The following is a 16,626-nucleotide window of genomic DNA, read 5'->3' as shown; positions in this document are numbered from 1 at the left end:
AGTCTATAAAAAGTGGCAACTACCACTCTTCTATGAAAGAACTAATCGCAGTTAATCGCTCTTAGCTTCATCTCTCAATTCACGGCGTAGAATTTTACCTACGTTCGTTTTTGGCAGTTCATCTCTAAATTCTACCAGCTTAGGGATTTTATATCCCGTCAAATGTTCACGGCAGTGCTTGATAATATCCTCTTTGGTTAAAGATTTATCATTTGCTACCACAAATACTTTGACCAGCTCACCCGAAACCTCATGAGGCACACCAACGGCCGCCACTTCGATAACTTTTGGATGCAATGCTACAACCTCTTCAACTTCGTTCGGGAAAACGTTGAAGCCGGAAACCAAAATCATGTCTTTCTTACGATCAACAATAAAGAAATAACCCTTATCATCCATGTAACCAATATCGCCTGTCGCTAAGTAACCGTTTTTATCGATAACATTTGCGGTTTCTTCCGGTCGATTCCAGTAACCCACCATCACCTGTGGACCTTTAGCAAATAGCTCTCCAGTCTCACCTTGAGCAAGCACCTTACCCTCTTCATCTCTGACTTGAATATCCGTATTGGCAACAGGGAATCCGATCGATCCATTATAACCCTCTAAATTATAAGGGCAGCATGTTACTAGTGGTGATGCTTCGGTAAGACCATAGCCCTCTAATAAACGCGTTTTAGTGATCCCTTGCCATTTATCAGCTACTGCACGTTGCACGGCCATTCCGCCACCAATAGACAGTTTAAGATCAGTGAAATCTAGCTTAGTAAACTCTTCAGAGTTAACTAATGCATTAAATAAGGTGTTGACACCAGTTAATGCAGTAAATGGATGCTTTTCTAGCTCACTAATAAATGCAGGTAGATCTCTTGGGTTCGTTATAAGCAGGTTGTTGGCGCCTTTATGCAAGAACAACAAACAGTTAACCGTCAAGGCAAAAATATGATATAGCGGCAGTGCGGTCACAACAAACTCTTTACCGTTGATCAGCAGCGAGCCATAGGCGGCATCAGCTTGCAGTAAATTACTCACCACGTTGCCGTGACTAAGCATAGCCCCTTTCGATACACCTGTTGTACCACCTGTGTACTGTAAGAAAGCTAAATCATCTTTTTTGACGACGGGTTTAACATATTGCATACGTCGCCCTTTCGATAACGCCTTCCGCATCGAAATAGCTTGTGGAAGATGGTATTTAGGCACCATCTTTTTGATATATTTAACGACAAAGTTAACTACTGTGCGTTTAGGGGCGCTTAATAAGTCACCCAAGCCGGTTAAAATAACGCTTTCAACAGGGGTCTCTGCCACGACTTTATCTAATGTGTGGGCAAAATTAGACACTACCACAATCGCTTTGGCACCAGAGTCTGTCAATTGGTGCTTAAGCTCTCTGGGTGTGTATAGCGGATTAACATTAACCACAACCATGCCTGCGCGCAATATACCAAACAGTGCAATTGGATATTGCAATAAATTTGGCATCATAATGGCAACACGGTCGCCTTTATTCAGCTTCAACTCATTTTGCAAGTATGCAGCAAATGCACGGCTTCGCTCTTCTAGTTTGCGATAGGTTAACGTTGCTCCCATATTCACAAATGCAGGTTGATCAGCATATTTAGAAACCGATGTTTCAAATAGATCCACTAACGAAGCATATTGCTCTACATTTATTTCAGAAGGCACATCGTCTGGCAGGTTATTAATCCAAAGTTGATCCACAAAAATCTCCTAATATTTCCACCTAAGGGAAACAATACCTCAACGGTCGTTTGCAGCTTGCCAATAAACAAGCTAAACACTGTCAAATCTTTATATTTATAAGAAACGCCAATAAATCATACAAGCGTTTAAATTTTGATTATCATCACATATATGTAACGAAAAACCTAGCCCCTTTTTCAGCCTTTGGCTTTAAGGAATCTATCTATCGAAAATGAAACCGCTTTCGCACTACCCATGTGAAGATGATGATCTCCCTCAACTTCCTCGACTTCAAGCTGATTAAACCAACATTGTGCGATTGGAATTGCACTGCTAAGTTGAGAGAATCCTTGGCTACCCAGAATCAACAATGTGTCGACCTCATGGGCCTGCATTAACGCATCAACTTGGGAATAAGCAAGTCTCAATGGGGAATCTAATTTCAAGCGGGGATCACTGCGCCAGCTTACTCCAGAATCGAGTTTTTTCATATTGCGTTGAGTTAGAATTTCGCACCATGCCACATCTAACGCAGTAAGTTTATGACGAGCATTGACAGCGACGGAAATATCTCGATAAACATTGTTGCTTTTAGCCTCAACTTGCAGATAACGTCGGTGAGACTTAAAGCTGTTGTTAAGACGTTGCCTCACTTTGCTCTCCTTTTCATAAAGAGGCGACAAAGCCTCGATTAAAATCAAGGTCGTTACCCTTTCAGGGAATGCAGCCGTATAAGCAGATGCAATAATACCTCCTAAAGAGTGACCTAATATGGCTGTAGGCTGTTGATGTGTAGGCAGCGCTGTTAACAGCGCATCCAAGTCATAGAGGTAATCAATCCAGTGCAGTGGATATTTGCCTGGACGATGCTCAGATAAACCATGACCGGGCCAGTCAATTGCCATAATTTGATAGTCAGTTAAATACTGACTTAAAGGTAGAAAACTATTGGCGTTGTCTAACCAACCATGCAACGCCAATATTAATGGTTTGTCCTGAGAACCCCATAGTTTTGCAGCTAATTGGATATGGGGTAATTGAATCGTTATCTCTTTTGCTTGCTCACAGGACTTGTCCATATTGCCTATTATTTTTTGATAAATTTCAGCGTCATTCTATCGCTTTCACCAATTGCGAGATACTTTTCTTTGTCTTGATCATCAAGCGCTAAACGCGGTGGCAAAGTCCAAACACCTTTAGGGTAATCTTTAGTATCTTTGGCATTTGCATTAATCTCTGAGCTTTCAACAAAGGTAAAGCCCGCTTTTTCAGCCAGCTTTATCATCTGTGCTTGATCCATGTAACCAGTTTTGGGGTCCATACCAGGATTAGCTCGATGTTCCACGATACCAAATGTACCACCAGATTTAAGCACTTTATAAGCGGAATCAAATACAGGTTCTAAATAACCTTTCATTGCCCAGTTATGGAGATTTCTGAAAGTCAGTACGACGTCAGCACTGTTATCGTCGCCCATCGCGTAAAAGCTAGGTGGATCGAAAGTGACGGTAGAAGCGTTACCCAATTTAGCTTGATTATCCGCAATCCACTTTTCAAATTTTTTGCCCGCCTTGGCCCTGTAGCCATTGCGCTGCTTTTCATCATCGGGGTTAGCATTAAAGTTACCACCGATATAATGGCCCTTATTAGCAAGATACGGCGCTAATATTTCGGCATACCAACCTCCACCAGGCCATAACTCGATAACCGTATCAGTTGGCTGTACATCGAAAAATTCAATGGTCTCTTTGGGGTGTCGGTATTTATCACGGGCTGAATTTTGAGTTTGGCGAAAATCACTCGTTACAGCGTTATCTAGCGCAGCATTTTCGTGGACATGTGCATTTGCAGTAGCACTTAGTGTTGATAGGCCAAACGCGCCAGTAAGAATAAGGCTGGCGGCTAGGGTGTTCATTTTCATTCGATATCTCCATATAAAGGCTGGCATCAACCTAACAGTCAATAGGTTAAAATCCAAGCCTAAGAAACAGAGATTTACACTTTGTTATATTATTTAAGCTGGCGTTTTTCTGCTTGCCGGTCAACTCGACGCCAACATAGAAATAGCATAAATGCACTCGTTGCCAGCCAAACAAGCACCCAGAACCAAGCAGGGATCCAACTCTGCTGTGCAAGCATATTGGCATCACCCTGCCCTTGAAGGCCAAATAATACAGTAGGACTTGCCAATGCATTTAGAATAACCATTAAGCCCATAATGCGTAAACTGGTGGCTAAATATCGATTAAGATTAAGCTTTAACGGCATTAAAAATAGCAGTGCGAGCGACACAAGAATCGAAATAGTCAGTAAGTCTCTCGCCCAAAGCAAAGTCGTTAGGGTGACCCCCGCGCCTAACAGACCAAAGCTAAAACGGATCCCTTTCGGCCAGGTCGCAAATGTAAAAATTAGGTAGCCCCACAGTGCCGCGCCGAAATAACCAGCAAAGCCAATAGCTAATGGCCATCCGCCTTGACTAAAACAGAGTCCGGCCCCATTAGGAAACAGCTGAATATGACTAACCGCTCCACCGGTAAAAAGTGTCGCCAAACCATGTGATAGCTCATGAAAATAGCTCTCAAGCCATTTGAATGGTACACTCACAAACGGTAGTTTAGTGACTAAAAAAGCCACTAATAATTCGAGAAAAAATCTGCCTCTGCTAGGTGTACCAGATGAAGTTGCTGTCTTAGTCGGATTTGTGTCGCTAGCGAGCGTGCGCTCCAAATTGCTAGGCATAGGTATCAATGCCTACCATCTGTTGGATCTCTTCACGCTTTGCAGCATGTTGAGTGCTGAGATATTCAGCAACAGCGCCCCTCTGGCCTCGCGTTTCATTTTCATACTCTATATGGGCACCGAGCCTAGATTTAAGCGTTGCCGCATCTTCGTTATAGTCGTTAAATTGATAGGATTGTTGCGCTTGGATCGGCAATACTGGATCGGCGGCATCCACCAACACAGCGCTCGTCTGATTAGTTCCTATCGACTTATTGACTTCGATTTTGGAAGCGGTAAGTTGATTTGAATTAATTTGCATCCAATCGTCCTTAACTTATTAAGTCACTGTCTCATGCGTAATCGGCATAAGCTCAGATCATTCTTTTCCTGGTAACTTTTTCCAGGTCACGGTATCACGCAAATAGACAGGCTTAAGCTCGTCAACACTGGTGCTCAAGCCATTTAAATGTCCTTGTTGCGCTAATATCGCCATGTATTTAGCATCTGGAAATTTAGCAAGCTCACATACTGGAAGGCCACCAGCCATTTCCAATATCTGTGGATAGGCATCAAAACCAGTACCACAGGCGGTTATCGTTTGCGTTTCATCCAAGCTTAACACTATCGAATCTGGTGCGCTAACAACCTCTTCGTTCACTAATGTGGCAATGCCATCAACAGCAATAAATTGCCCCCAATAAACTTCTCCCATACGTGCATCAATAGCAGCTAAAACCTGTTGAGCTCCAGCTTCAATAGCAGCTTGTGCCATGGTAGCAAGGGTTGAGATGCCGATGACAGGAAGTGATTGTCCCAATGCTAAGCCTTGGGTGATACTAGTACAGATCCTGATGCCAGTGAAACTACCAGGGCCGCGACCATAAGCGATTAAGTCAACATCACTCAACTTGATATCAGCTTGAGATAACACCGACTTGACCATTGGCAATAACCTTTGGCTGTGCTCACGCGGTGCATCTGCTTGCTCGCAATACGCTTGACGATTATGGGTTAACGCAGCAGAGCAAGACTCCGTACATGTATCTAGAGCAAGTATGCTCAGCGAAGTTGCTTCTATGGACTGTTTTGTCATCTATTACTTACCAAACTCAAATTCAGGCACAACACGAAAGCTGTCATGTAAGCTCTCACGTATGTAGCTATTACTAGCTGTCGATATATTCAGTGTTAAACATATCAAATGCAGCTTAGTTAACGATAAAGAGCGGGGATTATACCTAACTCCCCCGCAGGCTTTAAGTAGAACTGCAAAATAGTTTTACTGCCAGCGACTGCAATCTAGCTTAAGCCAAAAAACAACCCTATTTTTGTCGCTAGAGTGCCTGTTACTTAGCTAACTCAATAAAAGCAGCGCTGTACATTTTCAGGTTGAGCATAAACTGCTCATAGGTGATAAATTCATTCTCGGTATGCCCAGTATACTCAACACCAGGCATAGCGGGACCAAAACTCAATGCGTTAGGAAATAGTTTGCTGTTTGTTGAACCACCAATTGCAACTGGTTGGGGATTTTTAACACCAGTAAAATGAGAGTAAACATCGAGCAGCGTATTAAGATGCGGCGCATCTTGCATCACCATAGGTTTTCCCCAGTAGGTTTCAATCTTTGCTAATCTAACTTGATGCTTTTCCTGCCAACGCTCCAGAGCTTCATAAGTTTGGCTGTCTAGTCGTTCTGGCGTCTTGCCTATCGGACGACGTAGATTAATCATGACTTGTGTGCCCTGCTTACCCGCTTTAACGATTGTAGGCGCTAAGCTCATCGGCCCCATAAAATCATCTTTATAAGCGATATCACCAAATTTCTCTGCATAAATCCCCATTCCAATCATTTCATGGATAAATTGTTGTGTGAGTGATGCGGTATTTTTCGGCCACTGATGGATAGCAAGCAGCTGCGCCAGATGAGTCACCGCATTAACACCGTCCTCAGGTGTTGAAGAATGGGCCGCTTTTCCATCAGCATAAATAACAACTGTCGAGCCATTTTGCTCAAAACGATATGTCATTCCTGACTGTGTTTTACTTGCTACCTTTAACTGCTGAATTAACCCCTTATCTGCAAAACTAATTTCTGCTTGAGCTTGTTGAGGCACTTGGCTACCAAAATAGCCACCTGAGAAGCGCTTAAGAGTAGCAGCCCCCTTATTAGCAGCTTCAACATCAACACTTGGGATCACAAATTCGATTTTGCTCCACCCCTTCTCAGCGGTCACTACTGGATATTCAGCATCGATTGTAATGTTGATATTGGCTGGAGTGTATGTCTTCAAAAAAGCTTTAAGCGGCTCCCAGTTGGACTCCTCCGCCATGTAAACCATCAGCTCTATTCGCTTATTTAACTTTATCTGCGAATCTTTAATCGATTTCATCGCATACATGGCTGTTACGATGGGACCTTTATCATCTTCGGTGCCGCGACCGATAAGCTTTCCAGGCTGGGATGTCATATCTAATTGATAAGGACTCTGTTGCCATAGTGCTGGGTTGGCTGGTTGCACATCTCCATGGGTGATGACACCCACTTTGTCATCTTGTTGCCCAAGTCCAATTAATATCACGTACCCATGGTCGACATAATCTAAGCCTAGTTTGTCGCTCAAACTTCTAAGCTCACGCTTAAATCCTATGAACTCTGGGTTGCTGTCCGGCGTTTGCCCATCAACGGCTACAGTATTGAACTGCACTAATGTCGCAAGACTAGCAACCATCTCATCAGCGTAATGCTCAACAGCATAATGTGCGACTTCGTCAGACTGGGTTCCAATAGCAATACAAGGAAGAGAAAATAGACCGATAAACAACAGGGTTAGACGTTTCATGGTTACCCATTTTATTATTATTTGTAAAAAACGAGCCCAGTTTGCCACAACTTTAACCTGTTAAGTTATAAAAAATGGCCATTCGAAACATTTGTTACAAACAATACGTTTTTTTAATAGATTTATCACTGCCAACCGTGATATTTAATGACGTTAACGTCAATGCAAAGATATTGATGATAATTAAAACAAGTAATAATTCGGGGATTTAAAATATGAAGGGATCAACCCTCAAGCCTTTAGTTGCAGCAATTGCAATTACTCTTTCTTTAGGCGCATGTAGCAGCGCAAATAACACAACCGATAGCCAAACAGCACCAAATGTCGTTGCTCAGCAAATTATTGAGAATAATGCGGGTAACCCTTTCTTTAAGCCATATGATACCTATTTTGGCATCCCAGATTTTTCTAAAATAAAGCCTGAACACTACCTGCCCGCTTTTAAAGCCGGTATTGCGCAGCATGAAGCCGAAATTCAAGCAATAATCGATAACCCTGATGCGCCAACATTTGCAAACACTATTGAAGCGATGGAGTTCTCAGGTGAGCTAACCACTAAAGTTGCTAGCGTTTTCTATAACTTAACAGGCGCAGATACTAACGAGCAGCTTCAAGCTATCTCGAAAGAAGTGTCACCAATGCTTTCTGCTGCTGGTGATGACGTATTGCTAAACGACGCACTATTTCAAAAAGTAAAAGCTGTCTACGACCAACGTGACTCACTTAACTTAAATGTTGCTCAAGCAAAACTATTGCAAGATACCTATAAATCTTTCACTCGTGGCGGTGCGAACTTAAGCGATGCAGACAAAACCAAACTGCGCGCACTCAACGAGCAAATCGGAAAACTAAGCCTAGAGTTTGGTGACAACCTACTGGCTGAAACCAATGCATTCGAATTGGTTATCGACACTAAAGCCGATTTAGCAGGCTTGCCAGAAGATGTGATCAGTGTTGCAGCGCAAACGGCGACAAAACGTGGCCATGAAGGTAAATGGGTGTTTACCACTTCACGCCCTTCAATCACGCCATTTTTAACTTATGCCGATAGCCGAGAACTGCGCGAAAAAATCTATAAAGGTTATGTTGAGCGCGGTAACAATAACAACGCACACGATAATAAAAAAATCCTTGCGAAAATGGCGGCATTACGTGCAGAACGTGCACAGCTAATGGGTTACAAAACGCACGCTCACTTTGTACTTGAAGAGCGCACAGCACAAACGCCTGAAAACGTATACGGCTTACTGAACAAGGTATGGCCTGCAGCGTTGGCACAAGCTGAAGCTGAAGTTGCCGATATGCAAGCGTTAATCGATGCCGAAGGCGGTGATTTTAAGCTGGCAGGCTGGGATTGGTGGTACTACTCAGACAAGATCCGGGTTGCTAAGTACAGCTTCAATGAGCAGCAAACACGCCCTTACTTCTCATTAGAAAACACCCTTAAAGGCGTATTCTATACAGCCAATCGCTTATTTGGCATTACAGTGAAAGAGCGTACTGACCTACCTAAGTACAACGATGAAGTGCGTACATGGGAAGTCTACGACAAAGATGGCGAGTTAATGGCAATCTTTATGGGTGACTATTACGTGCGCGATAGCAAACGTGGTGGTGCTTGGATGAACTCGTACCGTCAGCAGTACAACATGAACGGTGTTGAGTCTAAGCCAATCATTGTAAACGTTCTGAACTACCCTCGCCCAGTAGGCAACGAGCCTGCACTATTAACATTTGATGAAGCTAGCACCCTATTCCACGAATTTGGTCATGCGCTACATGGTATGTTGTCTGATGTTGAGTACCGCTCTCAAGCAGGCACTTCAGTACCACGCGACTACGTTGAGTTCCCATCACAAGTGATGGAAAACTGGATGACACAACCAGAAGTGTTGGCTCAGTTTGCTAAGCATTACAAAACAGGCGAAGTGATCCCACAAGAGCTAGTAAAGAAAATCCAAGCTGCAAGCAAGTTTAACCAAGGCTTCGCAACTGTAGAATATATGGCAGCTACTAAGCTTGATTTAGATTGGCATACAGTGACTGACTTCATGCCAAAAGATGCCGCTAAGTTTGAAGCAGAATCGCTTAACAAAATGGGATTGATCGGTGAGATTGCCCCACGTTACCGCAGCACTTACTTCTCGCACATTTTCTCTGGCGGCTATTCTGCAGGTTACTATAGCTACCTTTGGTCAGATATCTTAGGTGCTGATGCTTTTGAAGCGTTCAAAGAAAATGGTATTTTTGATAAAGCGACTGCTGATGCCTTTAGAGATAACGTCCTTTCTCAGGGCGGCAGTGAAGATCCGATGAAACTGTATAAACAGTTCCGTGGTAAAGAAGCGGGAATCGACCCATTGCTTCGCAGCCGTGGCTTGCTAGCTAAATAATTGGCGAAGTTAAATTTGGCTGGAACACCAACCAATTAGCTAAAGCTGAACAAGTCCGCAAACCGAATACTTGCAAAAGTATTCGGTTTTTTTATAGTAATACCGATCAATATAAGAATTTGATCAACTCAGAGCTGTTTTTGGCTAACTAATTCAAGGCGAATAACTGAAAGAATGGTTGTTCCCTTGTGAAGTTGTTCAACACTGAAATAGGCAGCCAAAAACGCTCCAGAATGGCGAGATTTAGAGCTTCTGATGCTGTGTTAACGAGCTTAATCGTAGCACAACTATGCCTTCACTCGTTGCAAACCAGATGGCCTAGCATATTCCTGACATGCTTAAGACATTCCCTCCATCCCTGGATGGTTAGATGTGGTGAGTGTCATTAATGCACGACTATATGGATATAGAAGGGAGAGTCACGCAGTAGCAGTTACCGAGAAGCATTTAATGACCTTGCCTCAGAGTCGCTAAACTCTCGCTGAGAGGCCAAATATTTATTCTGATTGGTATTAATGCATTCCACACAACAACTCTGTAACATTAATCTTATTTGCTTAAAAAGTTAATTCAATCATTTAAGGTCCACATTATGAACTTATCACTGAAACGCGTAGCCAAAATGCTAAGTTACAGCGCCTTACTTGCTGTTGCACTAACCACCAATAGTGCGACAGCCAATAATAGATTTAAAGATGTACAGATTAAACCAATCAAGCTAAGCGACAGTGTTTACATGTTTATTGGTGCAGGCGGCAATATTGGTGTTTCAGTCGGTAACGATGGTTTGTTGATGATTGATGACCAATTTGCTCCACTCGCCGATAAAATATCAGCGGCGTTAAATGAGATCCAAGCAGGTAGCCCAAAGTTCATTATCAATACTCATTATCATGGTGATCATACAGGTGGTAATGCCCACTTTGGCAGCGCTGGTACGATTATGGCCCACCATAATGTGCTTAAACGCCTAGCATCAGATAAACAAACCACGCCTGAAGCGTTGCCAGTTATCACCTATGATCATGGCATTACCGTGCATTTTAATGGCGATGCGTTAAAAGTGCGCCATATGGGTCCAGGTCATACTGATGGCGACAGCGTTGTTATATGGAGTAAGGCCAACATAGTGCATATGGGCGACCTGTTCTTCAAAGATAAATTTCCTTATATCGATCTAAAAGCTGGTGGGGACGTGGAAGGTTATCGAGATAACGTCGCTAACGCTTTACATGATATGACAGATAAGACAATCGTCATTCCAGGTCACGGCGATTTAGCTAATAAAAGTGATTTAGCTCGCTTTAAGCACATGTTAGATGCGTCGATTAACTGGATGAGAGATCAAAAGGAAGCGGGTATTACTTTAGAGGATATCAAGAAAAAAGGTATGCCTGAAAATTTTAAAGGCTGGAGCTGGAGCTTCATATCTGAAGATAAGTGGATAGATACGTTATATAGCGGGCTATAGCCCGCAATATGGATTTTGTAAACTAGCAATAAAAAAGCGCCGAAAGGCGCTTTTTTATTCAGAATCTACAATGATTACTCTGCTAATGGCTCTGCTTTGTTCTCAAGTAAAACTGGGATGCCATCATTGATCGGGTAAGCAATTTTATCGAACTTACAAATAAGTTGATTATCTTGTTTATTATACTCAAGCTTTCCTTTACACACTGGACACGCAACAATATCGAGTAGTTTTTTATCAAATGCCATGCTATTACCTTTGTTTCTCTTCGACCACTTGTTTAACACGGGTCAAAAGTTGTTGATCAAATGAATGAGGTAGCTTCGCATCAACTGCGAGATACCACCAGTTATCTTTTGCAAATTCGCGACATTTCACCGCATCTTTCTCTGTCATTAGCAAAGGAAGTTCACCTGCAAGTGCTGTCAATGTTGCTTCGCTATAAGCACTATGGTCATCAAATGCCTGCACCTTATCGAGCCGGTAGCCCATATCCGCTAACGTATCAAAAAACCGAGAAGGGTTACCAATTCCGGCCATAGCCACCACATCCTGTTCAGGTTCTGGTGCGGTGTCAGGGCTCTGTTTGCCATTTACCGAGTGCCATAACGTTGGCTGCAATAACATTTGTTGTTCACCACTTTGAGCTTCGCCACCATTAACAATGACATGATCGACAGCAGCGGCTCGCCAACCTCCTTCTCTCAATGGTCCAGCTGGAAGCAACATTCCATTGCCTAAACGACGCTCACCATCAAGAATGATAAGCTCTATATCGCGTGCAAGTGCATAATGTTGTAGACCATCATCACTGATAATAATATCGACATCAAAGTCATTAAGTAACTGCTGTGCGGCATCTATCCGTTTCGCACCGACGACCATTGGTATATTCGTTCTTGCCACAATCATCGCAGGCTCATCGCCGACTTGGTTCGCATTATTACTAGGGTAAACCGAACGTACCCCGTCAATTTGTACACCATAACCCCGACTAATAACACCGGGCTTATAGCCGTGCTTACGCAGTAATTCTATGAGGTATATTACAGTGGGTGTTTTACCGCTGCCACCAACAGTAATATTACCTACAATTATGACAGGTACAGGAAAAGTGGCTTGCGGCTTTAGGCCAACAGCATAGAGCTGTCTTCTGAACCAAGTTATAGCTGCAAATAGTAGTGACAATGGCCAAAGCGCAAAGCGCAGAACATGCCCGTCATACCATAGTTTGTTAACCCAAGATTGCATTTAGCTTCCAAACTGCATTTGGTATAGGTTGTAATAGATGCCTTGCTTTTCAAGTAGCGATGTATGCGTACCGCGCTCAACTATTTCCCCCTGATCAACAACAAGAATTTGGTCAGCACTTTCAATTGTTGATAGGCGATGAGCAATAACGATTGATGTACGATTATGCCTAAGGTTATCTAAACCGTCTTGAATCGCCTTTTCGGATTCAGTATCAAGCGCAGAAGTTGCTTCATCTAAAATTAATACAGGTGAATTACGTAATATCGCCCTTGCGATAGCAATACGTTGTCTTTGGCCACCAGAAAGCATAACGCCATTTTCACCAATTTGGGTGTCGAGGCCCTCAGGCATAGGCTCGATAAACTCCATCGCGTGAGCAAGAGTGGCTGCGTTGATTATCTGCTCCTTCGTTGCTTCACCTGGATAGGCATAGGCGATATTATTTGCGATTGAATCATTAAATAACGTGACCTGCTGCGATACTAGCGCAACTTGGCTGCGCAGTGATGCCAACGTGTAGTCATTAATATTACTGCCATCAAGGGTAATTTCGCCCGCCTTGAGACCGGTATAAAACCGAGTCACTAAGCTTGCGATAGTCGACTTACCTGAGCCTGAACGCCCAACTAGCGCCAATGTTTTTCCCTGCTCTACGGTAAAATCAATACCGTTTAATGCCAGTTTTTCCTGTCCAGGATAGCTGAAATCAACATTGTTAAACGCCAATTCACCTTTGACTCTTTCTACATCTAACGTACCGGTATCACTCTCAGGTTTAGTATCAAGTAATTCAAATACGGTTGTACATGCAGCAATACCACGCTGGAATTCAGCATTAACACGGGTTAAATTTTTAATCGGTTGTAACATTGCCAACATCGCCCCCAGAATCGTGGCAAATGTACCGGCGGTTAGCTCTGCTTTCATGCTATCGATACTGGCAGCGTATAAGATAAAGGCAATAGCAAATGAGCCAATAATCATCACCAAAGGTTGGCTAATCGCTTGCGCTGTGGCGAGTTTCATCGTCTGGTAGCGATTTTGGTCATTAACTTTAGCAAAGCGCTGCGCTTCTGTTTCTTGTCCGCCAAAAGACAGTACATTCTTATGGCCTTTAATCATCTGCTCTGTTGCAGCTGTCACGCCGCCCATTGCTGCTTGGATATTTTTAGACACCTTTCTGAATCGACGACTCACAACCGTAATGACTACCCCGATAATTGGACCAATAATAAATATTACCAGCGACAGTTTCCATGAGAAGTAAAACATAATGGCAATCATGCCGACAACAGTGATACTGTCGCGGACAATGGTAATTAGGGCGCTGCCCGAAGCGCGAGCAATTTGTTCTGTATCGTAGGTGACACGAGAGATTAAATTCCCCGTATTCTCACTATCAATGTAGCTAACGGGTAGTGTTAGATAATGTTCAAACACCTCTTGGCGCAGATCCATAATCACCCGTGCACTCATGTAAGAGATACAGTAGGTCGATAAGAAGTTTGCCAGTCCCCTGAGGCTAAATAACACGATCACCACAAAAGGCGCCATCATCAGTACATCACTGCCTGAATTAAAGCCACCACTGGTGCCAAGATCTAAGTTAGTAAGCCCACCAGCCCCTGTTGGGATTTGGCTAGCCTGTCCACCAAAACCTTCATCAATAAATGGTTTTATTACTGCAATAAAGGTTGCATCGACTAATGCGTACATCGTTAAGCCAACGACGGCAAAAAATAAAACAGCTTTAAGAGGTTTTAAATAGCCCAGTAGGCGCTTAAAAACTGTCCACACTTCACTTTTAGGAGATGTTGTCATTGGGAGACTTAAGATGTTGGCAAAAAAACTATTCTACTCTGGATTTTCGTTCTCACCAAACCTAAACACTTGGTTATACCAAAATGGTGCAAAATCCGAGCGATATGTATAATAATCAACACTTCCATGCTTAAATATCACACTTAACTGTCCGTCCTCCCCTGTCGTTAATGTTTCGATACCTAAACGATGATAACGCGCAACCACGTCCTCTTTGGGAAATCCATAACGATTGTTAAAGCCAGCAGGGAATAAAACAAGTTTAGGTGCGACTGCGTTAATAAAGCCTAAACTTGAGGACGTTTTGCTGCCATGATGAGGAGCACTCATCACCTGACTGACTATCGCTTTATCGGATAGCAATGCCAGCTCTGCAGCGGCTTCAATATCACCGGTCAGCAATATGCTATTCCCAGCTTTACTAAGCCTTATGACACATGAGCCATTATTCCCTGCAGTAACAAATGTCGGCGCGACAATTTCAAGCTTTATTGCTTGCCACATAAACGCTTTAGGGCGGCAATCTATCGCACCTTTAGCGCTGTCATCTGAAATGACCTGAGTATTTGGAAATGCGGCCATGACTACACCAACTCCACCAGCATGATCATTATCAGCATGGCTTATGACTAAGTAATCAACTTGACTAATCCCTTTCTCTCTTAAAAAAGGCAAGACTACCCGCTCAGCGTAACTAAAACTGGCACCGAAGCTTGCACCGGTATCGTAAACAATCGCTCTGCCATTACTTTCTATGACGACAGACATCCCCTGGCCAACATCGAGCATATGAACCTTCCACTGCTGGTTTTGTTCATTAACGTACTTTTGGAAAATCAAAATGATCATTGGCAGCAACATCACGCCAAAAGTTATCCGCCAATAAATATTTCTAAATTGACGAAAAAACCATAAGCCAGCCATAGCACTGAGTAATACGGCTATCCATTGATTGGAGAGATTCAGCCAAGCAAATGAAACCTTGCTAGCGTTATCAAGTAAAAAGATAGCTGGCTCTAACGTCTGATTCGCTAGCCAAAAGATATTTGTAAAATCAATTTCAACACCGCTTCCCAACCCAATAATAAACAGCATCAAAGAAAGCAAAGCCAAAGGGATCACCACAAAGCTAAACCAAGGTACTAGCAGTAAATTAACCGCTACGCTGATGATTGAAGTTCCGGCAAAGAAGCTCGCCTGTAAAAGCCCTAATATTAGCGCGAGCCTCCACTGAATTGCCCAAAACGGTATGAACCACTGCTGTACAGCCCGCAGTAAAAAACGATAGCTTGAGGTAAATGCTGTTTGAGCGACAATGTCCTCTAGAACCTCCTCGCTTGGATGCTTGATGAGTGGTGTTGGTAAGCAACTCGAGATAGTCACAAGAATAACGACCAGCGCCATAAAGGAGAGCCAAAAGCTTGCACTAAGCGGACTTAATGGATCGATGAGTAACACGATAAATAACGCATAGAGCAGCCTTTCCCAACTACTTGAAAACCGAGTAAATAACCATGAAGACAAATAGGCAAGCAGCATTATGAGTGCACGCTGGGTAGAAACTGAAAAGCCCGCAAGATAAGCATAAGCAATCGCAGTAAAAGCGCACACCAGCATTGCAATTACAGCATTTCGTCGACCTTGATTGGCGAATAACTGAAACAGCATGGTTTTACAGAGTATATAGCCCCAAAAACAAGCTACTGAAAGGTGTAACCCTGAGATAGCAAACAGGTGACCAGTACCTGTGTTTTTCAACTGCAACCAGCGATTATTTGTCATCAAGCTTTTATCGCCAACTAGTAGCGCCAGCATTAAATCTTGTGAAGGATATTGTTTCAGAGCGGGTTTGAGTTGCTTAATCAGTTCGGCCCTAACATCACTATTTTCAGATATTAATTGACCATTAATCACTTTTCCTTTAGCAAAAATATGTTTACTGAGCAGATACTTCTGCTGATTAAAACCGCCTTGATTCAATAAACTAGTGATTGGTTTTGGCCTGATTGTTAACAGCCACTGTTGACCGACTTCAACCTTTGGCGGTTTTGACCATGATAATCTAAGCTTTCGAGCTAACGAGTGGGGCAAAATTGAATCAATCAGCATAATATCCATACTAATCCAGTCGCCGTTTGAGTTAACTAGTGATATGATTTCGCCCTTAACAACTATAGTGTCAACGTATTCACTTGTATCCCAGCTCATTAATAACGCATTAAAAGTCGTTATCCAGCTAAGTGCAATTAGGCCACCTGCCAATACTGGGGTGTGCCGAATAACAACCATTGCCAACATAATGAACAACGGCAAGGTAGCAAGTTGAGGGAGCGATGGCCAAAGCATTGCTGATATTATCGTGGCACAAAAGCCACACATGAATCCATTCATAGTGACGTAAGTTAAGACAGCAAAT

13 protein-coding genes are annotated in these 16,626 nt (G+C 43.0%); 2 read left to right on the top strand and 11 right to left on the bottom strand.

Going from position 1 to position 16,626, the window contains the following annotated elements; translation table 11 throughout:
• Positions 1-51 precede the first annotated feature (51 nt).
• The 7 genes from fadD to SWP_RS10205 form a co-directional block, all read right to left on the bottom strand.
• Positions 52-1,725, bottom strand: coding sequence for a long-chain-fatty-acid--CoA ligase FadD (gene fadD / locus SWP_RS10235; RefSeq protein WP_020912395.1), 1,674 nt, complete (start codon positions 1,723-1,725; stop codon positions 52-54).
• Between the two features lie 179 nt (positions 1,726-1,904).
• The gene (locus SWP_RS10230; RefSeq protein ID WP_020912394.1) at positions 1,905-2,786 is read right to left on the bottom strand and encodes an alpha/beta hydrolase; all 882 of its coding nucleotides are present in this window, start codon (positions 2,784-2,786) and stop codon (positions 1,905-1,907) included.
• 8 nt (positions 2,787-2,794) lie between these two features.
• The gene (locus SWP_RS10225; protein ID WP_020912393.1) at positions 2,795-3,628 is read right to left on the bottom strand and encodes a class I SAM-dependent methyltransferase; all 834 of its coding nucleotides are present in this window, start codon (positions 3,626-3,628) and stop codon (positions 2,795-2,797) included.
• An 89-nt stretch (positions 3,629-3,717) separates the two neighbouring features.
• Entirely contained in the window at positions 3,718-4,446 is a 729-nt protein-coding gene (locus SWP_RS10220; protein ID WP_020912392.1) for a M50 family metallopeptidase, read from the bottom strand.
• The gene (locus SWP_RS10215; RefSeq protein WP_020912391.1) at positions 4,439-4,747 is read right to left on the bottom strand and encodes a hypothetical protein; all 309 of its coding nucleotides are present in this window, start codon (positions 4,745-4,747) and stop codon (positions 4,439-4,441) included. Before SWP_RS10215 ends, SWP_RS10220 begins: the two co-directional genes overlap by 8 nt.
• Positions 4,748-4,804: 57 nt before the next feature.
• Positions 4,805-5,521 carry a tRNA (adenosine(37)-N6)-threonylcarbamoyltransferase complex dimerization subunit type 1 TsaB gene (tsaB, locus tag SWP_RS10210; protein WP_020912390.1) on the bottom strand — a complete coding sequence of 239 codons (717 nt, stop codon included), beginning with the start codon at positions 5,519-5,521 and terminating at the stop codon, positions 4,805-4,807.
• A gap of 253 nt (positions 5,522-5,774) precedes the next feature.
• Positions 5,775-7,271, bottom strand: a complete 1,497-nt coding sequence (locus tag SWP_RS10205) for a dipeptidase (protein WP_020912389.1) — start codon at positions 7,269-7,271, stop codon at positions 5,775-5,777.
• A 215-nt stretch (positions 7,272-7,486) separates the two neighbouring features.
• On the opposite strand from SWP_RS10205, the gene SWP_RS10200 reads away from it, so the two are divergent.
• A complete protein-coding gene (locus SWP_RS10200) occupies positions 7,487-9,664 on the top strand; it encodes a M3 family metallopeptidase (RefSeq protein WP_020912388.1) in 2,178 nt (725 codons plus the stop codon).
• 592 nt (positions 9,665-10,256) lie between these two features.
• Entirely contained in the window at positions 10,257-11,135 is an 879-nt protein-coding gene (locus SWP_RS10195; protein WP_052634169.1) for an MBL fold metallo-hydrolase, read from the top strand.
• 74 nt (positions 11,136-11,209) lie between these two features.
• Here SWP_RS10195 and SWP_RS23450 read toward each other — a convergent pair whose 3' ends face one another.
• The 4 genes from SWP_RS23450 to SWP_RS10180 are packed head-to-tail and all read right to left on the bottom strand — an operon-like array spanning position 11,210 to position 16,589.
• Positions 11,210-11,383, bottom strand: coding sequence for a Trm112 family protein (locus tag SWP_RS23450; RefSeq protein ID WP_020912385.1), 174 nt, complete (start codon positions 11,381-11,383; stop codon positions 11,210-11,212).
• 4 nt (positions 11,384-11,387) lie between these two features.
• Complete coding sequence (gene lpxK, locus SWP_RS10190) at positions 11,388-12,386, bottom strand: tetraacyldisaccharide 4'-kinase (protein ID WP_020912384.1); 999 nt, start codon at positions 12,384-12,386, stop codon at positions 11,388-11,390.
• Entirely contained in the window at positions 12,387-14,210 is a 1,824-nt protein-coding gene (gene msbA, locus SWP_RS10185) for a lipid A export permease/ATP-binding protein MsbA (protein ID WP_020912383.1), read from the bottom strand. It lies immediately after the preceding gene.
• A 33-nt stretch (positions 14,211-14,243) separates the two neighbouring features.
• The gene (locus SWP_RS10180) at positions 14,244-16,589 is read right to left on the bottom strand and encodes a DNA internalization-related competence protein ComEC/Rec2 (protein ID WP_020912382.1); all 2,346 of its coding nucleotides are present in this window, start codon (positions 16,587-16,589) and stop codon (positions 14,244-14,246) included.
• Positions 16,590-16,626 lie beyond the last annotated feature (37 nt).

It is taken from the genome of Shewanella piezotolerans WP3, assembly GCF_000014885.1.
Classification (GTDB): domain Bacteria; phylum Pseudomonadota; class Gammaproteobacteria; order Enterobacterales; family Shewanellaceae; genus Shewanella; species Shewanella piezotolerans.
Note: the sequence above shows the minus strand (reverse complement) of the source record. Positions and strands in the feature narration are given on the sequence as shown.